The following is a 21,248-nucleotide window of genomic DNA, read 5'->3' as shown; positions in this document are numbered from 1 at the left end:
GGCCCAGCCGGCTCAGGAGAGGCCGGCGTAGTAGGCCTCGACCGCCTCGACATCGGTGGTCGCGTCAGGCTTTCTTCCCAGCTTGTCGTAGATCTTCCGTCGGGCGTGCATGTCGGCAATCAGTACCGCGCGCGCATGGACCGCGACCTCCTCGGCGATCTCCACGGGTACGACGATCACGCCGTCGTCGTCCGCGCCCACGATGTCGCCCGGGCGGACCTGTACGCCGCCGCACGCGATCGTGGTCTGGACCTCGACGACCTCGATCCGACCCGGGATGATCGGCCGGCCACGCGCCGCCGCGCACACCGGCGTCTGCTGGAGGGCGATCTCGGCAGTGTCCCGGCAGTAGCCGTCGGTCACGATGCCCACGGCTCCGTTTGCCTGCGCGGAGAACGCGTTCGCCGAACCCCAGAAGCCCACCTCACGCGCGCCGCCGCCATCGGTGACGAGGACGTGGCCGGGCGACAGACCCGAGGGCGAGGCGGGCGGACCCACCTCGTTGAACCAGACGCTGTGCGCGGCCACGATGTCCTCGGTGGAGTTGAGCTTCCACATGGGACGGTTCGCGGGTACGCAGCGGATGGTCGCCGCCTCGCCCCAGAACTTCATGCCGAGCCAGAGCGGACGGACGTCGCGGTCCATCAGGCCGATGTCGAAGTAGCCGACGCCGTCCATGGCGTCGCAGACGTCGACGACCCGGAGATGCTTGTAGAGCTTGGCGAGTTCGGACGCTTGAGTGTCGGCGGTCGGAGTGTCTGCTGTGCCCGTGGACATTGCGAATCCTTTCGGCGCGGCGGCGGTACTCCAGGTCCCTCAGCAGGTTAGGTCGGACCGCATATTGTCTACAAGAGTCAATAGTCGAAGTACGCCGTCCTCATGGGGACAATGCATTGCGATGACACTCGGGCTCTCGCCGCTCGGTCTCCCGGCGCTCGGTCTCCCGGCGCTCGGTCTCTCGGCGCTCGGTCTCTCGGCCCCGGTGGTCAGGGCATCCGGTGGTCAGGGCATCCGGTGGTCAGGCGGCGTGAGTGCCGGTCCAACCGGCGGTGAAGCAGAGGGGTACGAACCGCGGGGTCGGCGGCGTCCAGAGCGCCCTGCCGTCGCGGAGGTCGCCGGGCGTACGCCGAGACGAGACGGGCGCCGGCACCGCGACCAGCATGGGGCGCACACCGTGGCGGTATGCGGACGGACTACGACCCACCAGCGCGGTGAAACGGCGCGAGAACGTCCCCACGCTCTGGTAGCCGACCGCAAGGCAGACCTCCAGGACGCTCAGGTCCGTACCGGCGAGCAGGGCCTTCGCCCGGTCGACGCGTAGCCGGGTCACAAACTGGTGCGGCGTCTCGCCGAATGTCCGCGCGAAGCTGCGGTGGAAGTGGAAGGGCGACATGCAGGCGACCGCCGCCGCGTCCTCGAGCCGCACGCAGGTGAGCGCGGACGTACGAAGGAACTCCCGGGCCAGGTCGAGCCAGCCGGACCGGTCGCCGGGCCGTGCAGCCATGGCTGGACGCTAGCAGCAGAAAGGGACGCAGGGCCGGAGTCGACCGTGCCGGTCAGTCGCGATCACCTGCGAGCGCGTCCTTGACGTCGGTCTTGCTGAAGTCGTCACCGACGAAGAGCAGAGGCTCGTTCAGGTCTGTGGCAAGGGCGTAGGACATGCAGTCGCCGAAGTTCAGCCGGGCTGAGTTTCCGCGTCCCTTGCCGAAGTCGCGATACGCGGCCCGCGCGATCTGAGCCTGCCGCTCGGTGAGGGGCTCGATCCCGATGTCGAAGTCGGCGAGCAAGGTGTCCAACTGTCTGCTGGCAACCGGATCTCCCGAGCCGTCGATCACGATCGCCGCCTCGAGGTATCCAGCTGCTGAAAGCCGTCGATGGGAGGCGCCCAGGATCGCACGGGCGCATTCCCGGGCGGCTGGTTCGTCCCGAAGGATGGCGACCAGCGCGGACGTCTCAATAATCAACGTGGCAAGCCCTTCTCGTCGTAGAGGAGCTCGCCATGGTCGACACTTCTCCAGTAGGGATCGAGACGTTCGCCGATCGCGCGCCCCATCGCCAGGAGGCGTTCGACCTCGGGTGAGTCCTCGCGCTGGCGGACGCGCGCGAGACGTTCGCGGAGTGCCTCGGTCACGGCTTGGGTCATGGATTCGCCAGTGGCCTCGGCCAGCTCGCGAGCCAGCCGGTGGGCTTCTTCGTTCTTGATGTTGAGACTCACGGGTGGCCGCTCCCCTTTCCCTCGGCCCAGGCGGCACCGTTCTACCTAGAACGAGGTAGCAGTCTACCATGCGGAGACCCGTCGAGATCGAACGGACCGATGATCACAGCTCGCCGAGGGGGGCGACGTCGATCCCGGAGCGCTCGCAGACCCAGTGCGGGTCGGGCCCCAGCTCGGGGTTGATCCGCAGCTCGTGCGGCGCCACCTCGTCGCACGCCTTACACAGGGGCCACCGGCCTACCTCGTCGAGCAGTGCGTCCTGGATGTCCTGGGCGAGCTGGCCGGCAACGTAGTCGGCGCCCTCGGGCCACTCGGACACCCACCAGCGACGCTCGGACAGCGCCTGTTCCAGGATCGAAACCCCACGCGGGTCGGCGACGCCACGGGCTTCCAGATCATGGAGTACCCGGGCGCGGGCTTTGATCAGCGGGTCGTCGTCGGTCACACAGATGATCCTGGCAGGCTTTGCGCCATGACGGTTCGAGGAGCTGGCGACGACGCGGGGGCGGGTCGAGACACGAGGACGCGTCCCCTGCTCGAAGTCATCGCTCTCGGACCCGCCGACGCGGTGGCCGCCGAGGCAGGCGGAGCCGATCGGATCGAGGTGGTCGCGGCGATCGAAGCCGACGGACTCTCGCCCGAGCCTTCGCTGGTGGAGAAGATTCGCCGTCGTAGCTCGATTCCGATGCGGGTGATGCTGCGGTTGAGCGACGGCTTCACGACGACGCCCGCCGAGCTCGCGCGGTTGCGTAACCTCGTGACGGACTACACGCGTGCCGGGGCCGACGGATTCGTTCTCGGGTTCCTGACCCCCACGCTCGACGTCGACGTGGCCGCCACCATGGTGGTGGTCGACGAACTGGCCGGGAGGCCGTGGACCTTCCACCGGGCCGTCGACCATGCTCTTGACGTCGAGCAGGCCTGGCGGGCGATTCGCGAGCTCCCTGGGCTGACCGAGGTCCTCACGGCCGGATCGGCACGTGGCGCGGACCACGGCGTCGAGGACCTGATCTGGCTGGCCCGTGCGGATGTCTTCGCGGCTCGCCACCTCATGGCCGGCGGAGGGTTGCGCGCCGAGCATGTGCCGTGGCTGGCGCAGGCGGGCGTCCGGGCGTTCCATGTCGGGAGTGCCGTACGCCCGGACCGGTCGTGGAAGGCGTACGTCGATGCGGGCTACGTACGCGCCTGGCGCACCCTGGTGGACGACGAGGTGAGTCGGGCGGTCGACGTCTCGAACCCCGACTCGGGGACCGCGTGAGAGCGAACCGTCGTTCGGGCCGGGAGCGGGCGTGACGCTACTCATCGACCCGCCGATCTGGCCCGCGCGGGGGCGGAGCTGGTCGCATCTGGTGAGTGACGTGTCGTTCGAGGAGCTGCACGAGTTCGCCCGGCGGATGGGCGTGCCGGAGCGGGGTTTCCACCGCGACCACTACGACATCCCCGAGGAACGCTACGACGAGATCGTGGCCGCGGGCGCGCACCCGGTCACGAGCCGCGAGCTGGTGGCCCGGATCGTGGCCGCGGGACTGCGCCGCCGCAAGCACCCCTGATCCGGTCGCTGTGTGAGGGACGCTTTGCTCCAACGGGGCGTGTGTGAGGGCGCCCTGAACGGCCCGCTCCACCGGCAAATGACCACGCTGAGCACGCCTGCGGTAGCCGGGACAGGTCTCGACACCCGTTCCAGGTTCCGAACGCATGGGCAGCGTGGTCATTTGCACGTCGCTCAGGCGGGATCGGCCCAGCTCAACGGACCGCATCCGCTGTGCAGCTCCAAGAGAGGTGCGTCAGTCGAGAGCGCGGTAGTTGACGCCCAGCGCGTCGAGCCGCTCGAGGTGTGGGCGAAGCCGCTCGGCGACGAAGACGTCGTACGCATCGATCTCGCCGGAGCCGTCCCGCCACACCGCCTCCGCGAACGCACACAGCCGGGGAAAGAGCATGTACTCCGCATGCTCGGTCGTCGGCACGTACTCCGTCCAGAGCTGGGCCTGGGCGCCCAACACGTGCGCGGCCGCCTCCGCGTCGAGCTCGCCGGGGATCGGCCGGTAGGCGTACACCTTCGCGAGGGGTATGTGGCCGCCGATCGCGAGCGGCTCGGCGTCGTGGTCCTCGCTCTGGTAGTAGTCGAAGTAGACGTGCTGGCACGGCGCCATCACGACGTCCAACCCGCCACGAGCCGCCTCGATGCCGCCGGCCTCGCTGCGCCATGACATGACGACCACATCGTCGGGCAGTCGCGCCGGGCCGCCCCCTTCGAGCACCTCGTCCCAACCGACGAACCGGCGCCCCTGGGCTGCCAGGTAGTCGGCCATCTGGCCGGTGAACCAGGCCTGCAACGCGTCCTCGGGGGTCCGGGTGTCGCCCCCAGGGTCGGCACTGTCGTCGGCGAGGCCCAGCTCGGCGATGCGTCGTTGCGCGGACTCGCTCGCCTTCCACTCCGTCTTCGGGCACTCGTCGCCGCCGCAGTGGACGTACGGACTGGGAAACAGTCGCAGCACCTCCGCGAGGACGTCGCGGCAGAAGTCCAGCGTCGAGTCCTCGAGGTTGATCACCTGCTCGCTGATGCCCCAGCGCTTCCACACCTCCGCCGGCTTGAAGCCGTTCCCCAGCTCCGGATAGGCGGCGATGGCGGCGAGCATGTGGCCGGGCATGTCGATCTCGGGGACGACGGTGATGAAGCGTTCCGCTGCGTACGCCACGATCTCGCGAACGTCCTCGGCGGTGTAGAAACCGCCGTGCGGTGTGCCGTCGAAGGTGTACTCGCTCTCGGGCCGGTGCGCGTGTCCGACGAGGGTCTCGGGACGCCACGCGCCGACCTCGGTGAGCCTGGGGTACTTCTCGACCGCGAGTCGCCAGCCCTGGTCCTCGGTGAGGTGCAGGTGCAGGACGTTGAGCTTGTGAAGGGCGATCAGGTCGATCAGCTCGAGGACGAACGCCTTCGGCATGAAGTGCCGGGCGACGTCGAGCATGGTGCCGCGCCAGCCGAACCGCGGCCGGTCGGTGATGCTGACGGCGGGGACCTCCCACGTGCGGTCGACGCGGGACGACGAGAAGGCGTCGGCCGGCAGCAGCTGCCGCAGCGACTGGACGCCGTAGAACACGCCGGCCGCGTCGCCGCCGATGATCTCGATCCCGTCGGAGGTGACAGTGAGGGAGTACGCCTCGGGGCCGTGGCGCGCGGCGTCAACCGTCAGGGTGATTCCGGCTGCGGAGGCCGGGTCGCTCGGCGGGCCCCACGTGAATCCGGTGGCGGGTCCGAGAGCGCTGCGGAGCGCGTCCGCCGCCGGTCCCGACGCGTCGTCGGCCCGAAGGGTGGTGGCGTTGGTCAGGGCGTAGGCGCCGTCGCGGCGCTCGAGGTGCTGAGGCTGAGGCAGGATCACGGGCCGTCAGCCTAGTGCCCGAATCTGCGCACCAACAGGTCGTTCAGGTCAATTCTGAGCAACCGGGATCCCATGGGTGCTGATCCTCGACGCCTGGCCGATGATCACCCCGCCTAGCATGGTCGCCGGGGAGTGCGCCGTGGTGAACGGAGGGTCGCGATGCCGGCAGTGACACGGCGGGGCGGCCGGCGACGCGGGTGTCTCGCCCTTCTCGGGTTCATGATCGGTTTTCCGGTCACGATTGTCGCCTTGATCGGCCTCTACGTCGGCGTGGAGCAACGGCTGGCGGTCGACGATCCCGTCACCTGCGGCGACGATCCGATGCCTCGGGCGGGATACGTCTGTCTGAACGGTGGTGACACCTACGACAACATCGTCAAGGAGCGGCACGAGGACTACGAGCGAAGCCCGTACATGATCGCGATCTCGGCCGGCGTTGTCCTGGTCGCCGTCCCCCTTGCCGTGTGGTCCCTGCGCGTCCTCAGGTCCACCGACTTCTGAACGCCACTCCACGGCGGGCACCGTTCGTTCGCTGCCGCTCAGCTCCGGAGCAGGAGGAGCTCGGCGCGGAGGTTGTGACGGGCTCGCACCTCCCAGGTCGTACGCCCGAACGGCGTGTGGAACAGCTCGTCGTACGCCAGCAACCGCTCGAGCACCTCCGCCCGACCGCGCCGGAACGCCTCGTCATCGACGTGGGCGTACTCGGCCCGGACATCCGCGACGTACTCCGCGTACCGCTCCGGGCTCTCCGCCAACACGCCCAGGTCCGCGTCCGACAGGACGGCACCGTCGGCGTCGCCCGCGCCCGGGTCGTGGCTCGCGGTCAGCCGGACCAGCCGGGCCGCCGCCGCGACGCGGGACGAGGGCACACCGCCCACGGGCAGCAGGTCCTCGGCGAGGCGGGCAGACTGCTCCTCGTTGTCGGCCCGGTGCGGGTCGTAGATCGCGTCGTGGAACCACGCGGCCAGGCGGACGGCGTCGGCATCGTGGGCGTACGCGGCGAGCCGGTCGATCCGGTCCAGCACCTCCGCCAGATGGCGCAGGTCGTGGTAGCGCCGGTGCGGTTCGGCGTACCTCCCCACCAGCCCGCGCCCCACCTCCGGTGCGTCGGGCACCAGGACGGTCCACCGGGCGAGCAGCGCCTCTGCCGTCGGGTCGTGCTCGCTCATCACGTCATCCCTACCCGTGGGCGCGAACCGCTCACCCCACGAGGGGAAAACGGGTGGCGGTGGCGCCGAGCGCGCGGCGTTCGGAGGTGGTGAGCGGTGTGCGGCCGGTGCCCTTGAGCACCCAGGTCAGGTCGTCCCACGGCGGCCGTTGCGCGGTGTCGCCGAGGAGCTGGTCGAGGACACGGACGGTGAGGTCCAACGCTCCTGGCCGAGGCTCGGGCTTGCCGGGAAGCTCCATCAGCAGGTCGAAATGGTGCACGGTCGCCTCGACCGCGAGCGTGCCCAGGAAGTCGGTCACCGTGAACGCACGACCCTGGCTGGCGACGACCTCCGAGCCGGGCAACGCCGAGGCGGTGGTGAGCACGGCGGCCGCGGTCTGCTGCCACTGGCCGGCCAGCTGCTGCGGGTCTGTGTAGGCAGCTGTCGCCACGCGGACGAACCGCGCGTGCGCCCCTGCCACTCTCTCGTCGCGGTGGGTGGACCAGTCGCGCCAGTACGTCACGTAGTCGGTGGTCGCTGCTTTCCTTGTCGGCGTACCGAACGCCACCAGGGCCCGCTGCGCGTCGAGCAGGAGATGGAAGAGCACATCGCCCACCGCCCAGCCGGCACAACGACTCGGGCGCACATAGTCGGTGTCCTCCAGTGAGCCGACCAGACGCGAGAGCTCGGAGTAGGCGTCGGTGAGCGCGGCCGTCGCGATGCGGTGATGCAGCTTGTCCATGGCGGCAACGCTAACGAGATCACGGGACCACCAGCGCGGCGGACCTGCGCGAAACGATCAGCCCGACAGTGGAGCGGGGAGCGGTTCCGCGTGGACGATCTGGAGGGAGGTGACCGCCCGGGTGAGGCAGACGTAGAGCCGGCGTAGGCCCGTCACCTCGTCGTGTTCGGCGGCGACGATCGCGGCTGGTTCGAGGACCACCACGTGGTCGAACTCGAGCCCCTTGACCAGCGACGCCGGTACGACGTCGAGGTGGGCGTCGACGTCGTCCGTGTCGCCCAGCACGGCGTAGGAGATGCCGGCGGCGTCGAGGGCGGAACGAACGGCACGGATGCGGGCGTCAGGCACCACGAGGCCGACGGAGCCGGGCCGGTCGAGTGCCGTCCGCACGCCGTCGAGCGCGGCCGGCAGCACGTTCGCGGCCTGGTTGATGACGAGATCGCCGCGGGTACGCCGGACCGACGACGGTGGCGCAAGGGTCGGAGCGATGTGCGGAAGAAGCCGGGCGGCGAACTCGATCACCGACGCCGGCACTCGGAAGCCCTTCGTCAGTTCCTCGACGTGGGCGCCGGACTTGCCGAGATGGGTGAGCGCGTCGGTCCAGTCGCGGGTCGCCCACGGCGTCGTTGCCTGGGCGAGGTCGCCCAGCACGGTCGCCGAGCCGGTGCTGCACCGCCGCCCGACCGCCCGCAGCTGCATCGGCGACAGGTCCTGCGCCTCGTCGAGGACGACGTGTCCCAGGCTCGGCGTGCGTTCGATCAGGTCGGTCGTCTCGTCGACGAGCACGGCGTCGGCGAGTGACCAACGGGCGGACCCGGCCGAGCGCGGCGGGGCCGGCCAGCGGAGGAGCACCTGCTCGGCCACGTCGAGCTGGCCGTCGGCGTGCTCGGCGAGGAAGTCCGGTTCCGCCAGCAGCCGGAACACCAGCCTGGCCGGGTCGACGGCCGGCCAGAGTTCGTCGGCGTACGCCTTGACCGGTCGGCTGCGGGCCACCGACGCCTGCACCCGATCGTCGGGCGAGTCGCCGTCGGCCTCCATGCGGAGGAGGATCGCGTGGGCCAGCCGTTGCGGCAGGATCGCGCGGCCGGCGCCGTAGCGGACACCACGGGCGCGGATGCCGGCGAGGATCTCGCTCACTTCGTACGCCGGAACGCGGAATCGGCGGGCGCCCCTCGGCACGACGAGTCCCTCGCCGGGTTCCTTCACATGGGACCACACGGCGCGGCGGAGGACCTCCGCCATCCGGGCGTCGCCCTTGAGGGTCGCGATGTCGGGCGGGTCGGTGCCGCGGATCTTCGTCCGGCCGACCAGCTCGGCCAGCGTGCTCTGCCGGGCGTCGATCTCGCCGAGGGCGGGCAGGACGTCGCCGATGTAGCGCAGGAACGAGTCGTTCGGTCCGACGACGAGGACGCCCTGCCGGCGCAGCTGGTCGCGGTGGGCGTAGAGCAGGAACGCGGCACGGTGCAGGCCGACCGCCGTCTTGCCGGTGCCGGGTGCGCCCTGGACGCAGACCGTGCCGGAGAGGTCGGCCCGGACGATGTCGTCCTGCTCGGGCTGGATCGTCGCCACGATGTCGCGCATCGGGCCGACGCGGGGTCGTTCGATCTCGGCCTCGAGGATCCGGCTGTTGAGCGCCGTGCCGGCGCCATCGGCGACATCCGTGGCGGGCGGGTCGGTGAGGTGCTCGTCCTCGTACGCCGTCAACGAGCCGTGCGCGAACCCGAACCGCCGGCGCAGCTCGACGCCGAGCGGATTCCGGCGGGTGGCGCGGTAGAAGGGTCGCGACACGCTCGCGCGCCAGTCGACCACCATCGGGTCGCCATCCTCGTCGCTCACGTGCCGGCGACCGATGTAGAAGCGCTCGGCCCGGCCGGCCGTCGGTTCCTCGTCCACGGGACGGGCGTCGACGCCGTAGTCGAGACGGCCGAAGAAGAGCGGCGTGTTCGGGTCGTCGGCAAGGGCCTTCGCCCGGTGATAGAGGGTCGCCTTGAGGTACTCGGTGGAGACGGCGTTGCCGCCCTGCGCCTCGAGAGACTCGGTGCGCTCTCGCATCTGGCGTAGCGCGGAGCGGGACTCGGCGAGGTGGCGGCGTTCGGCGGCGAGCGCGGGATCCGCGGACTCGTGGATGGGCGTGGGGTCGGAGGGTGGGCCGGCGGGTGCGGCCGTCGTATCCGGTGGCTGGGTCGCCTCGTGCGTGGGCATGGCGGGTCTCCGCTTCGATGACGTCCGAGGGTGTCGGTGTCCGGGCGCGACGCGACGGCCCAGCCGGACCTAGGGGTGTCGGTCGACGGAGCCGAAAGGGGTGATGGGCGGAAAGGGCCAGATACGTTAACACGCCGTTCCGGAGTTCTCGACCGATTTATGTGGTGCCCGGCGAGAGCCCGTCGACACCTGTCGACAATCCGATCGACAGCCGTGATCAATCTTCCGGAACGGATGAGCATCCAGCCACGAGGTTGGTATTCCCGTTTGGGCCAGAATTGCTCGATTCCGTGCGCCTGAATATTGACTGGCGAATTTATACGGGATGAGGAAATAACACACCTGTGCTTACGGAATGCCGGCCATGCGTAAAGGATGCCGAGGTGATGCTTGTGTGACGTTCGATTGCGTTCACCGCCGCTCTGCCTGGTGAGAAAGCGCGGTTGGTGACGCGATGGATTTCACAGGAGAGGCGCATCCAAACGTGTTCGGATCACGTGCCGGCCGCCGGTCGAAATGGCGGAGCCGAAGACTGTCAGTCGTTGTCGCGGGAAGTGCGTGTGCGATTGTCGCGTCACCGATATTCATGCTCGGGCCAGGGACAGCTGACGCTCTCCCCGCTGTTTCCGGTGAAGACCTGGGAGGCACCAAGGCGGTGACCTATCGCGGGCTCCGGCTCGACGTGCCGTCCAGCTGGGCCGTCCACGACCTGGAGGCCCGCCCGCGAACCTGCGTACGGTTCGACGTTCCGGCGCTCTATCTCGGCACTCCTGGTGCGGACCAGGACTGCCCACATCGCGCGGTCGGCCGGTCCGACGGGCTGCTCGTCGCACCTGCCACGGGCGGCGAGCCCGACAGAACGCTGGCGGTCGGCGCCGCCCCGGCACCGACTGGCACCGCGCCCGCCGCGGGGAATGCACCGGCCGGTCCGGGCGCCGCATCAGTCGACACCACGCCGGCGTCGACCGCGAGCGAGGAGACCACCCACGCACTCGCGGGCACCGGGCTGGCCGTGACCGCGGCGTACGGCGAGAGCCCGGACGTGGTGACCGCGATCCTCGAGCGGGTCCAGTACACGGGGCCCGAACGGACGACACCCATCGGCGAGCCGGCGGACCTGTCGGCGACGTCCGGGCCCGCCGGGTCGTCACCGGAGCCGATGTTCTCCGACCCTTCCCGCACCGCGTCAGGCGGCAACACCCCGCGCCACCTCGGTCGCGGCTTCGACACCTGCACCGCACCCTCTCTCACGACCATGAGGGCCTGGCTGGCGTCGCCGTACCGCACGGTCGGCATCTACATCGGCGGCGTCAACCGGGCATGCCCGGACGGCAACCTGTCGGCCTCCTGGGTGCGGTCGAGTGCCCGGCTCGGGTGGCAGATGCTGCCCATCTACGTCGGGCGCCAGGCGCCGTGTGCCTTCCAGGACGACCTCGGCCCGATCAGGCCCACCAACGTCGCCCAGCAGGGCGCCGCCGCCGCGGTGGACGCCACACGCCGGGCGCAACGGTTCGGACTGTACGGCGGAAGCACGATCTACTTCGACCTGGAGGCCTACGACACCGGCAACACCGGTTGCCGCCGGACCGTCATGCAGTTCCTCCACGCCTGGACGACGCAGTTGCACGACAGCGGCTACCTGTCCGGTGTCTACTCCAGCGCGGCGTCGGGGATCCGGGACCTCTCCGATGCGTACGGGTCGTCGTCGTTCGCGCGTCCGGACGCCATCTGGACCGCGCGCTGGGACGGTCGGGCGTCGGTGTGGGGCGAGCCGCACGTCCCTGATAGCCAGTGGGGTACGCACCAGCGGCTCAAGCAGTACCGCGGCGAGCACAACGAGACCTGGGGTGGTCGCCGGCTCAACATCGACAGCAACATGGTCGACGGGCCGCTCGGCTCGGTGAAGTACCAGTACGCGGTCACGTCCCGGATCGGGTTGCGGGCACGGTCCGGCCCTGGGACGTCGTATCCCATGGTGGGAGTCTGGGCTCCCGGTGCGACCCTCGATCTCGTCTGCCAGGCCATCGGCACCGAGGTCGGGACGACGCGGGTCTGGGACAAGCTGTTGAACGGCAGTTACGTGAGCGACCTGCACGTCTCGACGGCGAGCCAACGCGGCATGTCGCCGCCGGTGCCCCTGTGCAGGTACCCCTATCCGGTGTCGACGAGCGTGCTGAGGGTCCGTTCCGGGCCTGGGACCTCGTACCCGGCGGTCGGGCTGATCCGGACCGGTGGTCTGGCGTACATCACCTGCCAACAGGCCGGGAGCCAGGTGGGACCCAGCGCGGTGTGGAACCAGCTGGACTCCGGCGGTTGGGTGGCGGATGCGTACGTCCTCACGCCCGGGCGGCCCGGTTACAGCCGACCCATCCCGCGCTGCGCCGCTCCGGATCCTCGCTGACTGCTCGGCTTTGGATGAGGGCGCCCCTGGGCCAACGGGTTCGCTGCAGGGGTCCCCTCATCCAACACGCCTCGACTACAGGCGCTGACCTAGCTCGGTAGGTCGCCCGACAGTACGTCGTCGGCGTCGATGATGCAGTATGCATAACCCTGCTCTGCGAGGAACCGCTGCCGGTGCGCCGCGAAGTCCTGGTCCACCGTGTCGCGTGACACGACCGCGTAGAACCGCGCCGCTCGCTTGTCGTGCTTGGGCCGCAGCAGCCGGCCGAGCCGCTGGGCCTCCTCCTGCCGCGATCCGAACGTCCCCGACACCTGGATCGCGACCGCCGCCTCCGGCAGGTCGACCGAGAAGTTCGCCACCTTGGACACGACGAGAAGCGAGATCTCGCCGGTACGGAAGGACTCGAACAGCCGCTGCCTCTCGCGTACCGTCGTCTCGCCCTTGATGATCGGCGCGTCCAGCCGGGCGGCGAGGTCGTCGAGCTGGTCGATGTACTGCCCGATGACCAGCGTGGGCTCACCCCGGTGCTGCGCGGCGAGGCGTTCGACGACCCGCGCCTTGGTGTCCGTCGTGGACGCGAGCCGGTAGCGCTCGTCGACCTCGGCCGTCGCGTAGGTGAGGCGTTCGGCGTCGGTGAGGGTGACGCGTACCTCCACGCAGTCGGCCGGCGCGATCCAGCCCTGCGACTCGATGTCCTTCCACGGAGCGTCGTACCGCTTGGGTCCGATGAGACTGAACACGTCGCCTTCGCGGCCGTCCTCGCGGACCAGCGTCGCCGTCAACCCGAGCCTGCGCCGGGCCTGCAGGTCGGCCGTCATCCGGAAGATGGGTGCGGGCAGCAGGTGAACCTCGTCGTAGACGATGAGCCCCCAGTCGCGGGCGCCGAAGAGTTCGAGATGGGTGTAGGCGCCCTTGCGGCGGGTCGTGACCACCTGGTACGTCGCGATGGTGACGGGCCGGATCTCCTTGCGGGAGCCGGAGTACTCGCCGATCTCGTCCTCGGTGAGGGTGGTACGGCGGACCAGCTCGTCCTTCCACTGCCGGGCGGCGACCGTGTTGGTGACGAGGATCAGCGTCGTCGCCTTCGCGTGCGCCATCGCGGCCGCTCCGACGAGCGTCTTGCCCGCGCCGCACGGGAGGACGACGACGCCGGAACCGCCGTGCCAGAACGCTTCGGCGGCGTGGGTTTGGTACGGACGGAGTGCCCATTCGTCCTCGGCCAGGTCGATGTCGTGCGCCTCGCCGTCGACGTAGCCGGCGAGGTCTTCGGCCGGCCAGCCGAGCTTGAGCAGGGCCTGCTTGACGTGCCCGCGCTCGGAGGGATGGACCGCCACCGTGTCGAGGTCGATCCGCTTGCCCAGCATGGGCTTGAGCTTCGCGCTGCGAAGGACCTCCTCGAGTACCGGCCGGTCGGTGGTGACGAGGACAAGGCCGTGGGTCGGATCGTTGTCGAGGCGCAGCCGACCATAGCGCGCCATCGTGTCGGCGACGTCGACGAGGAGAGCGTGGGGTACGGCGTACCTGCTGAAGCGGAGCAGCGTGTCGACCACCTGCTCGGCGTCGTGGCCGGCGGCGCGGGCGTTCCAGAGGCCGAGGGGTGTGAGGCGGTAGGTGTGGACGTGTTCCGGGGCGCGCTCGAGCTCGGCGAATGGCGCGATCGCCTTGCGGGCGTCGTCGGCTGCGGGATGCCCCACCTCGAGCAGCAGGGTCTTGTCGGACTGGACGATGAGCGGGCCGTCGTTCACGCGATCTCCGGGATCTCGTCGGGAACCTCCAGTGTCCAACCCCGGGCAACCCCGGTGTTGTTCCGCCTCGCCAGTGGGGGCGGACGGCGAGGTGCGCTCCGCTCTGTCCGGGTTGGCTGTGTCCGCGTTGCCTGGGTCCGGGTTGCCTGGGTCCGGGTTGCCTGGGTCCGGATTGGCTGTGTCCCGGTTGGCTGGGTCCAAACTCGCCCCGACCTGCGATCGAGGAGCGGATCGAAGAGCCCGGCCGGGACCCACCTGTGATCATGATCGTGATCATGAACCGACACGGGGTCAGGTAAGGCGACGGGGCCATAGCCCCACATAGCCTTCATGATCACGATCATGATCACGGGCCAGCGGAGGCGTCTGGCCCTGCGGCGTCAGCTATGGAGCCGTCAGCTCCTGCGGCGGACCTGCGGCGGGCGCGGAACGCGGCGACGTTGGCGCGGGACGAGCAGCGTTCGGAGCAGTAGCGCCGCGACCGGTTGGGCGAGGTGTCGACGAAGACGTTCTGACAGCCCTTCGCCTGGCAGCACCCGAACCGGTCCGCGCCCAGGTCGCAGACCACGACGGCCATCCCCATCAACCCCTCTGCCGCGAGCGTTTCGGCCACGGACGACTCCCGCTCGGCCACGTGCAGGTGCCAGCTCTGCGCGTCGTGACCGGAGACGAACGGCGAGACGGGGTGCCGGGCGAGAAGTTCGTTGAGTAGGCGTACGACGTCTTCCGGGTGGTTCGAGTCTGCTTCGAACGCGGGCCGGAGCTGGCGCTGGAGCCGGCGGAGAGCGCGGACGTCGGTGCCGGTCACCCGGTCGGCCAGCCAGGGTCGTTCACCGAGGTGGGTTCGCAGATCGTCCTCGTCGTCAAGCAGGGCATTGACGAGATCGGCCGCCTGCTCGGCGTAACGGAGAAAGTCCACTTGTGTACCTTACCGCCCAAACCCGAAATGTAAGGAGCACAACTGCTCGATGCCTATTACATCTCACATCGGGTCCAAGCGGCGCAGTAGAGGAGGCGCACGTGCCGCACGCGCGGCAGGCCGAGACATCAGAGGCAGCTAAGACACCCGCGACAGCCAAAGCCATCGGAGGCACCGGTGGACTGGAACTCGTGGGAACGCACCTGGGGCCTTCCGCAGGAGGCGCCACGTAGCCACTGATCGCGCAGCACGCATCAGCCCACGGTGGCAGGAGACCGCCGTGGGGCGGAGCCTTCTACGCGAGGATCGGCAGGCGGTCTGCGAGTACGGGAAAGGCAAAGCCCTCACCGCGGGCGTAGCGTTCCAACTCGTCGAGCGCCAATGCGCCCATCCGGTTGATCTCCCGGCCGAGCGACCCGGCGATGTGGGGCGTGAGCACGACGTTGGGCATGGCGAACAGCGGCGAGTCAGGCGGTAGCGGTTCCGGGTCGGTGACATCCAGCACGGCGTAGATCCGGCCGGTCGCGAGCTCAGCCGTGAGCGCCTCCGTGTCGACCAACCGGCCACGTGCGGTGTTGATGAGCGTCGCACCCGAACGCATCATCGCCAGCCGTCGCGCGTCGAACATGGCCCGCGTCGCCGGGATGTCCGGCGCGTGGATGGTCACGACGTCGGAGCTGCGGACCAGTTCGTCCAGCCCGACCAGTCGGACGTCGAGCCGCTCGGCCGTGGCGACGTCGATCGTCGGGTCGGCGAGGAGCACGCGAATGTCGAAGGGACGGAGCAGCTCGAGCACCCGGCGTCCGACATGGGAGGCGCCGACGATGCCGACCGTCGTCCGGTAGTTGCCGAGGCCGGGATGGACCGCCGCCCAGTCCCGACGGGTCGCATCGGCCCGGTACGCCGCCTGGATCGGCAACGCCCGCTTGCCGGCCAGCAGGATCATGGCCAACGTGTACTCCGCCACGGGCACGGCGTTGGCGGAGACGGCGGACGACACCGCGATGCCCCGCTGCCAACAGGCGGGGGTGATCAGCGACTTGACCGATCCGGCGGAGTGGATGACCGCCTCGAGCGCGGGGGTCGCGGCCATGACGTCGGCGTCGAGCGGTGGGCATCCCCAGCAGGTGAGGAGCACCTCTGCGGTGCGGAGTGCCTCGCGGGCCTCGTCGGTCGTGAAGTCGTCGATGATCTGGTCGACGTCGACCTCGGCGAGGTCGCGGAGTCGCTCCCGGAGCCGGTCGTCGAACAGTCGCGGTGGGTGGGCGGGCGACATCGCGAGCACGACGGAGGGACGGCGGACGGCAGGCATGCCTCGCAGGGTAGCGGACAGGCCCTGCAAGCGCTTTCCCACCCTGATGAAGATGATCAACGGCGATGGAATCGGACATCACCGAGGCGATGCGCGACGTGGGTGAGGGTGCCCTTCATCCAATGGCACCTTGGATGAGTGCGCCCCTGTGGCGAACCTCTCGGCGCGGGGGCGCCCTCATCAAGAGCCAGATCAGGACGTACGCAGATCGCGGGTGCTCTCGCGAATGACGACCTCACCGCGTACGCGCACGAGCCGGTCCTTCGTCGGCGCCTCGAGCTCGAGGGCCAGCTCTCCCGCGCGTACTCCCATCTCTTCCAGCGGCAGCCGGACAGTCGTCAACGGCGGCACCAGGTCACGCAGGGTCTCGATGTCGTCGAATCCGGCGATCGACAGGTCGCGTGGAACGTCGACCCCCAGCTCGCGGCAGGCGGCCATGGCGCCCACCGCCATCACGTCGTTGACGCCGAAGACGCAGGTGATGTCGAGCCCCCGGGACAGGAGTTCCCGTCCGGCCTCGTAGCCGCCGTCGCGGGTGAAAGGCCCCTCGACCAGCGCCTCGGGCGCCAGCTCGATGCCCTTCTCGGCCAGGCCGGCCCGAAAGCCCGCGAGCCGGTCGCGGGCGGTGAGGATCGCCCGCGGCCCGGCGAGGACGCCGAACCGCCGGTGCCCGAGTTCTGCGAGCCGGACGGCCAGCTCCCTCGCCCCCGCGCGGTTCTCAGGGAGCACGGTGTCGGCCGGCAGCCGGTGCTGGCTGACGCAGGCGATCCGCCCGCCGGTACGCCGGAACGCGGTGACCTCCTTCGCCAGCCGATCAGTCTGCTCCTTGTCGGCCATCCGGGATCCCGCCAGGATCACCGCCCGGGCGCGCTGGGCACGCAGCATCGCGACGTACTGCACCTCACGGTTCGGGTTGCGGGAGGTCGTGCCGAGGGTGACGATCAGCCCACGCTCGTCGGCGACCCTCATGACGCCGGAGGCGATGGCGGAGAAGTACGGATCGGCGATGTCGTGGACGACGAGGCCCACGGTCGAGCTCGTGCCCCGAGCCACGGCCTGTGCGTGCAGGTTGGGGGTGTAACCGAGTTCGTCGGCAGCCTGGAGCACGACGGTACGCAGGTCCTCGTTGACCCGGCGGGTACTGCCGTTGAGGACCCGTGACGCCGTGGCGAGCGAGACTCCGGCACGCCGCGCGACGTCGCCGAGGGTGACGACGGTGGGAATGCTCATCAGTTTCTCCGCCCCGGCACTCGACGCGATGGGTTCTGAGCACCAGCATGCCGGATCGCGGGCAACGATGGACGCCGAGCCGCCTGATGGCCGCCGTTCGCCATGGCGCGTGCTTCGAAACGTTCGAATGAAAGTTACGACTCTGCGAACCACCGCCGTAAACCCTTGTTGCGGCGTGGTCCCGCCACTAGTGTGCTCGGCACTCCACGGTCGAACGGGGTCTGTGGAGCTTCCGGCGCGGACGCCACGCGCCCACACATCGAAGCCGCCGGCATGGCTCACCAGGAGGCAGGATGACCCAGCACCGCAGGTACGCAGGGTTCGACCGTCGCGAGCTGCTTCGCCGCGCCGCGTTCCTCGCCGCAGCCGCCGGAGGCGGCACGGTGTTCGGCGCCTGCGCGACCGGCGGCGGTGGTGGCACGACCGGACCCACGAAGAAGCCGGCCGGCAAGGTCGACGCCAACAACCCGTTCGGTGTCGACCCCAAGGCGCCTCTCGACGTCGTGATCTTCAAGGGTGGCTTCAGCGACGAGTACGCGAAGTACCACGAGGCGATGTACAAGAAGCGCTACCCCGAGTCCGAGGTCAAACACCTCGGCACCCAGGACATCACCCCGCAGCTGCAGCCGCGGTTTGTCAACGGCACCCCGCCCGACGTCTTCGACAACTCCGGCGCGCAGGACCTCGACACCGCCACCCTCGTCAACCAGGGCCAGCTGCTCGACATCACCCCGCTCCTCGACGCCCCCTCGTGGGACATCCCCGGCAAGAAGGTCGGCGAGACCCTCATCGAAGGCGCGCTCGACCCGCTGCTCTTCGAGGACAAGCCGTACGGAGTTCCGTACGCCCTCAACATCAACGGGCTCTGGCACGACGGCAAGCTGTTCGAGGAGAACGGCTGGGAGACGCCGGAGACCTGGGACGACCTGATGGCGCTCGGCGAGAAGACCAAGGCCGAGGGCATACCGCTGTGGACCTATCAGGGGCAGTACCCCGGCTACATGGTGTCGGTCTTCAACCCGATGGTGCAGAAGCACGGCGGCAACGAGGTGATGAAGAACATCGACAACCTCGAGGACGGTGCATGGCAGCAGGACGCGGTGGTGGCGGTCGCCGAGGCGTTCTTCGAGCTGAAGTCCAAGGGCTACATCATGCCGGGCACGGCTGGGCTCAGCCACATCCAGAGCCAGGCCGCGTGGGCGCAGCACAAGGCCGCGATCATTCCCTGCGGCTCATGGCTGAAGAGCGAGCTGGGCTCCCAGCTTCCGGGCGACTTCGAGATGACGATCGCGCCGACGCCGTCGCTGGACTCCAGCGACAAGCTGCCCTTCGACGCCGTTCCGTACAGCCCTGGTGAGAGCTTCCTGGTGCCGTCGAAGGCGAAGAACACCGCCGGCGGCCTGGAGTTCCTCCGCATCATGTTGTCGGCGGAGGGTGCGCAGAAGTTCGCCGAGCTGACCTACACCCTCACCATCGTCGACGGCGCGCACGACAGCCAGGACCTCGACAGCACGCTCGAGTCCTCGCTCGAACTCGTCAAGGCCGCCCAGGCAGTCGAACGCATCGAGTCGCCGAAGTACGGCACGTGGTATCGCCCCCTGCAGGAGGAGATCGAGGCCGCCATGGGCGTACTCCTCACCGGCAAGCTCGATGCCAGAGGATTCCTGGAGCGGGTGCAGAAGAAGGCCGACGCGGTGAAGAAGGACCCGAAGATCAAGAAGTTCACGCGCTGACGACACCGAGCGCGCCGAGAGCGCCGAGAGCTGGAGCGACGCAACGATGCGAAAAGGTCGCGTGCCTTTCATCCTCGCCTTCCTCACGCCGCCCCTCGCCCTCTACGTGGTCTTCGTCCTGTCGCCGTTCGTCCAGGGCATCCAGATCTCGTTCACGAACTGGACCGGGTTCACACCGACGTTCGACTACATCGGCTTCGCGAACTACATCGCACTGCTGCAGGACGCCGCCTGGTGGCATGCGGTGGGCAACAACCTGAAGTTGCTCGTCGTCATCCCGATCGCGACCCTTGCACCCGCTCTGATCTTCGCGTCCCTGCTCACCCGCGGCGGCGGAGGCGGAACTCGGGAGGGTCTGTTCGGCGCGAAGATCTACCGCGTCGTCTACTTCTTCCCACAGGTTCTGCCGGTCGTCATCGTGGCGATCATGTTCCAGTTCATCTACAGCACCGACGGCGGACTGCTGCAGAAGGCGCTGGAAGCCGTTCGCATCAACATGCTGGACGTGATCCCCAACGGCCCGCTGGGCAACCCCGGTGTCATCCTGTGGGCCATCGCCTTCGTGGCGGTCTGGGCGTCCATCGGGTTCTACATGGTGTTGTTCATCGCGGGAATTCAGCAGATCCCGCGGGAACTCTTCGAGGCGGCGGCGATCGACGGCGCCGGCCGCGTCCGCCTCTTCACCCAGGTCACGCTTCCACTCCTGTGGGGACACGTGCAGGTCGCACTCGTCTACATCTGCATCAACACCCTCGACATGTTCGCTCTGCTGTCGGTGCTTGCCCGCAACGGCCGGGTCGCCGACTACGGCGCGGACGTCATGGCCACCCAGCTCTACCGCACGGCGTTCGAGTTGAACTCGCAGTTCGGGTACGCCTCGGCGATGGCGACGATGCTGCTCGTCTTCTCGCTTCTCCTTGCGGTGTTGACGTTCCGGGTGACCAGGCGCGAACGCCTCGAGTACTGACCTGTCTTCCCCCAGCTCCAGGAAGGAGAGTCGCGATGGGCTTCATGCCTCCGGCAGCGCCGGGTACGACCCAGACCGGCGAGGTCGAGCAACGCCTGGCCCCGCCACCGGCACCGCGCCAGCGATTCACCGGCGCGGCGGTCCTGGGCGAGACGATTCCGCAGATCTTCGTGATCAGCTGGGCCCTGATGGTCATCCTGCCGATGGTGTGGGTGCTGCTGTCGTCGTTCAAGAACAACCGGGAGATCTTCGCGAGCCCCTTCGCGCTGCCGCGTGAGTGGCAGTTCTCGACGTACGCCGACGCCTGGGCGACCGCCAACATCGGAACGTTCTTCATCAACACGATCATCGTCGTGTCGTGCGGTGTGTTGCTGACGCTGCTGTTGTCGTCGATGGCCGCGTACGTCCTTGCCCGCTATGAGTTTCCAGGGAGCCGGCTGGTCTACTACCTCTTCCTGGTGGGCATGACGTTTCCGTTGTTCCTGGCGATCGTGCCGCTCGTGAAGGTCACCCAGAACCTCGGTCTCCAGCAGAGCTTTCTCGGCCTGATCATCGTGTACGTCGCGTTCTCGCTGCCGTTCTCGATCTTCTTCCTCACCGCGTTCTTCGCCTCGCTGCCGAAGGAACTGGCGGAGTCGGCGTTCATCGACGGTGCCGGGCATTTCCGGACGTTCTTCCAGATCATGCTCCCCATGGCGAAGCCGGGGCTGATCAGCATCGGGGTCTTCAACTTCCTCGGGCAGTGGAACCAGTACCTCCTGCCCCTGGTGCTGAACCCGTCCAAGGACGAGCAGAACAGCAACTTCCTCCTGACGCAGGGGCTTGCCGATCTCGCACTGCGTACCCGCTATGAATCAAGTGCCACGTCGGTGGCGGAGATGTTCGCCGGTCTGGTGATCGCCATGATCCCGGTCCTCGCGGTCTACATCGTCTTCCAGCGCCGGGTCGAGGAAGGCCTGACCGCCGGAGCCCTGAAGTAACGCCGGAGCCCTGAAGTAACGCCGGAGCCCTGAAGTAGCGCCGACCCGGGAGGTAGGACGGGTCGAGGCCCTGGGCTGCCCGCGCGCGCTCTGTCCCGTGATCATGATCGTGATCAGGAAGGATCTGTGTACGTATAGACCGCTTTTCCTTCATGATCATGGAAGCGGGGCAGCCGCCGATGTCCGAGGCTGGACTTGCCCGGAACTGTCGCTCTCAGCTACGCTGGAAAGCGTTTTCCCTGGGAGATTCCGGGGTTTCCTGCCGGGCACCTGGCGC

General features: G+C 68.8%; 20 protein-coding genes. 7 read left to right on the top strand and 13 right to left on the bottom strand.

Annotated features, from left to right (window positions below; genetic code table 11):
• Positions 1–12 precede the first annotated feature (12 nt).
• From ABNF93_RS20280 to ABNF93_RS20260, 5 genes are all read right to left on the bottom strand, one after another.
• Positions 13–777: an RraA family protein gene (locus ABNF93_RS20280; RefSeq protein WP_349329676.1), complete on the bottom strand. Its 765-nt coding sequence runs from the start codon at positions 775–777 to the stop codon at positions 13–15.
• 241 nt (positions 778–1,018) lie between these two features.
• Positions 1,019–1,504 carry a helix-turn-helix transcriptional regulator gene (locus ABNF93_RS20275; RefSeq protein ID WP_349329675.1) on the bottom strand — a complete coding sequence of 162 codons (486 nt, stop codon included), beginning with the start codon at positions 1,502–1,504 and terminating at the stop codon, positions 1,019–1,021.
• Positions 1,505–1,556: 52 nt separating this feature from the next.
• A complete protein-coding gene (locus ABNF93_RS20270) occupies positions 1,557–1,964 on the bottom strand; it encodes a type II toxin-antitoxin system VapC family toxin (RefSeq protein WP_349329674.1) in 408 nt (135 codons plus the stop codon).
• Complete coding sequence (locus tag ABNF93_RS20265; RefSeq protein WP_349329673.1) at positions 1,961–2,215, bottom strand: type II toxin-antitoxin system VapB family antitoxin; 255 nt, start codon at positions 2,213–2,215, stop codon at positions 1,961–1,963. The genes ABNF93_RS20270 and ABNF93_RS20265 overlap by 4 nt, the downstream gene beginning before the upstream one ends.
• Before the next feature lie 103 nt (positions 2,216–2,318).
• Positions 2,319–2,660 (bottom strand): DUF8819 family protein, encoded by a 342-nt coding sequence (locus ABNF93_RS20260; protein ID WP_349329672.1) that lies wholly within the window; start codon positions 2,658–2,660, stop codon positions 2,319–2,321.
• Positions 2,661–2,687: 27 nt separating this feature from the next.
• Here ABNF93_RS20260 and ABNF93_RS20255 point away from each other — a divergent pair, with 27 nt between their 5' ends.
• Positions 2,688–3,473 (top strand): copper homeostasis protein CutC, encoded by a 786-nt coding sequence (locus ABNF93_RS20255; RefSeq protein ID WP_349329671.1) that lies wholly within the window; start codon positions 2,688–2,690, stop codon positions 3,471–3,473.
• Positions 3,474–3,504: 31 nt separating this feature from the next.
• Positions 3,505–3,765: a DUF4031 domain-containing protein gene (locus ABNF93_RS20250; protein WP_349329670.1), complete on the top strand. Its 261-nt coding sequence runs from the start codon at positions 3,505–3,507 to the stop codon at positions 3,763–3,765.
• Positions 3,766–3,999: 234 nt separating this feature from the next.
• Here the strand turns inward: ABNF93_RS20250 and ABNF93_RS20245 are convergent, their stop codons facing one another.
• Positions 4,000–5,592 (bottom strand): beta-N-acetylhexosaminidase, encoded by a 1,593-nt coding sequence (locus ABNF93_RS20245; RefSeq protein ID WP_349329669.1) that lies wholly within the window; start codon positions 5,590–5,592, stop codon positions 4,000–4,002.
• Between the two features lie 159 nt (positions 5,593–5,751).
• Between ABNF93_RS20245 and ABNF93_RS20240 the strand changes: the two genes are divergently transcribed.
• Positions 5,752–6,093, top strand: coding sequence for a hypothetical protein (locus tag ABNF93_RS20240; protein ID WP_349329668.1), 342 nt, complete (start codon positions 5,752–5,754; stop codon positions 6,091–6,093).
• Positions 6,094–6,131: 38 nt separating this feature from the next.
• Here the strand turns inward: ABNF93_RS20240 and ABNF93_RS20235 are convergent, their stop codons facing one another.
• From ABNF93_RS20235 to ABNF93_RS20225, 3 genes are read right to left on the bottom strand one after another with little or no spacing between them, the layout of a single operon-like run.
• The gene (locus tag ABNF93_RS20235; protein ID WP_349329667.1) at positions 6,132–6,761 is read right to left on the bottom strand and encodes an HD domain-containing protein; all 630 of its coding nucleotides are present in this window, start codon (positions 6,759–6,761) and stop codon (positions 6,132–6,134) included.
• A gap of 31 nt (positions 6,762–6,792) precedes the next feature.
• The gene (locus ABNF93_RS20230) at positions 6,793–7,482 is read right to left on the bottom strand and encodes a maleylpyruvate isomerase N-terminal domain-containing protein (protein WP_349329666.1); all 690 of its coding nucleotides are present in this window, start codon (positions 7,480–7,482) and stop codon (positions 6,793–6,795) included.
• Positions 7,483–7,539: 57 nt separating this feature from the next.
• On the bottom strand, positions 7,540–9,684 hold the full coding sequence (locus tag ABNF93_RS20225) for a HelD family protein (RefSeq protein ID WP_349329665.1): 2,145 nt from the start codon (positions 9,682–9,684) through the stop codon (positions 7,540–7,542).
• A 655-nt stretch (positions 9,685–10,339) separates the two neighbouring features.
• Here ABNF93_RS20225 and ABNF93_RS20220 point away from each other — a divergent pair.
• Positions 10,340–12,085: a glycoside hydrolase domain-containing protein gene (locus ABNF93_RS20220; protein ID WP_349329664.1), complete on the top strand. Its 1,746-nt coding sequence runs from the start codon at positions 10,340–10,342 to the stop codon at positions 12,083–12,085.
• Positions 12,086–12,174: 89 nt separating this feature from the next.
• Here the strand turns inward: ABNF93_RS20220 and ABNF93_RS20215 are convergent, their stop codons facing one another.
• From ABNF93_RS20215 to ABNF93_RS20200, 4 genes are all read right to left on the bottom strand, one after another.
• Positions 12,175–13,830 carry a DNA repair helicase XPB gene (locus tag ABNF93_RS20215; protein ID WP_349329663.1) on the bottom strand — a complete coding sequence of 552 codons (1,656 nt, stop codon included), beginning with the start codon at positions 13,828–13,830 and terminating at the stop codon, positions 12,175–12,177.
• 346 nt (positions 13,831–14,176) lie between these two features.
• Positions 14,177–14,749, bottom strand: a complete 573-nt coding sequence (locus tag ABNF93_RS20210; RefSeq protein WP_349329662.1) for a CGNR zinc finger domain-containing protein — start codon at positions 14,747–14,749, stop codon at positions 14,177–14,179.
• Between the two features lie 295 nt (positions 14,750–15,044).
• Positions 15,045–16,061, bottom strand: a complete 1,017-nt coding sequence (locus ABNF93_RS20205; RefSeq protein ID WP_349329661.1) for a hydroxyacid dehydrogenase — start codon at positions 16,059–16,061, stop codon at positions 15,045–15,047.
• A gap of 192 nt (positions 16,062–16,253) precedes the next feature.
• On the bottom strand, positions 16,254–17,291 hold the full coding sequence (locus tag ABNF93_RS20200; protein WP_349329660.1) for a LacI family DNA-binding transcriptional regulator: 1,038 nt from the start codon (positions 17,289–17,291) through the stop codon (positions 16,254–16,256).
• 293 nt (positions 17,292–17,584) lie between these two features.
• Here ABNF93_RS20200 and ngcE point away from each other — a divergent pair, with 293 nt between their 5' ends.
• The 3 genes from ngcE to ABNF93_RS20185 all read left to right on the top strand — a co-directional run bounded on the left by ngcE (position 17,585) and on the right by ABNF93_RS20185 (position 20,971).
• Positions 17,585–19,024: an N-acetylglucosamine/diacetylchitobiose ABC transporter substrate-binding protein gene (gene ngcE / locus ABNF93_RS20195; RefSeq protein WP_349329659.1), complete on the top strand. Its 1,440-nt coding sequence runs from the start codon at positions 17,585–17,587 to the stop codon at positions 19,022–19,024.
• A gap of 61 nt (positions 19,025–19,085) precedes the next feature.
• The gene (locus ABNF93_RS20190; protein ID WP_349329658.1) at positions 19,086–19,991 is read left to right on the top strand and encodes a carbohydrate ABC transporter permease; all 906 of its coding nucleotides are present in this window, start codon (positions 19,086–19,088) and stop codon (positions 19,989–19,991) included.
• A 35-nt stretch (positions 19,992–20,026) separates the two neighbouring features.
• A complete protein-coding gene (locus ABNF93_RS20185) occupies positions 20,027–20,971 on the top strand; it encodes a carbohydrate ABC transporter permease (protein ID WP_349329657.1) in 945 nt (314 codons plus the stop codon).
• Positions 20,972–21,248 lie beyond the last annotated feature (277 nt).

The sequence above is a fragment of the Actinopolymorpha sp. B9G3 genome (assembly GCF_040120725.1).
Classification (GTDB): domain Bacteria; phylum Actinomycetota; class Actinomycetes; order Propionibacteriales; family Actinopolymorphaceae; genus Thermasporomyces.
Note: the sequence above shows the minus strand (reverse complement) of the source record. Positions and strands in the feature narration are given on the sequence as shown.

What these genes read in the sequence shown, in the direction of transcription:
- ABNF93_RS20280 (WP_349329676.1), bottom strand. Translation starts at nt 777, where the DNA reads ATGTCCACGGGCACAGCAGACACTCCGACCGCCGACACTCAAGCGTCC.
- ABNF93_RS20275 (WP_349329675.1), bottom strand. Translation starts at nt 1,504, where the DNA reads ATGGCTGCACGGCCCGGCGACCGGTCCGGCTGGCTCGACCTGGCCCGG.
- ABNF93_RS20255 (WP_349329671.1), top strand. Translation starts at nt 2,688, where the DNA reads ATGACGGTTCGAGGAGCTGGCGACGACGCGGGGGCGGGTCGAGACACG.
- ABNF93_RS20240 (WP_349329668.1), top strand. Translation starts at nt 5,752, where the DNA reads ATGCCGGCAGTGACACGGCGGGGCGGCCGGCGACGCGGGTGTCTCGCC.
- ABNF93_RS20235 (WP_349329667.1), bottom strand. Translation starts at nt 6,761, where the DNA reads ATGAGCGAGCACGACCCGACGGCAGAGGCGCTGCTCGCCCGGTGGACC.
- ABNF93_RS20230 (WP_349329666.1), bottom strand. Translation starts at nt 7,482, where the DNA reads ATGGACAAGCTGCATCACCGCATCGCGACGGCCGCGCTCACCGACGCC.
- ABNF93_RS20225 (WP_349329665.1), bottom strand. Translation starts at nt 9,684, where the DNA reads ATGCCCACGCACGAGGCGACCCAGCCACCGGATACGACGGCCGCACCC.
- ABNF93_RS20205 (WP_349329661.1), bottom strand. Translation starts at nt 16,061, where the DNA reads ATGCCTGCCGTCCGCCGTCCCTCCGTCGTGCTCGCGATGTCGCCCGCC.
- ABNF93_RS20200 (WP_349329660.1), bottom strand. Translation starts at nt 17,291, where the DNA reads ATGAGCATTCCCACCGTCGTCACCCTCGGCGACGTCGCGCGGCGTGCC.
- ngcE (WP_349329659.1), top strand. Translation starts at nt 17,585, where the DNA reads ATGACCCAGCACCGCAGGTACGCAGGGTTCGACCGTCGCGAGCTGCTT.
- ABNF93_RS20185 (WP_349329657.1), top strand. Translation starts at nt 20,027, where the DNA reads ATGGGCTTCATGCCTCCGGCAGCGCCGGGTACGACCCAGACCGGCGAG.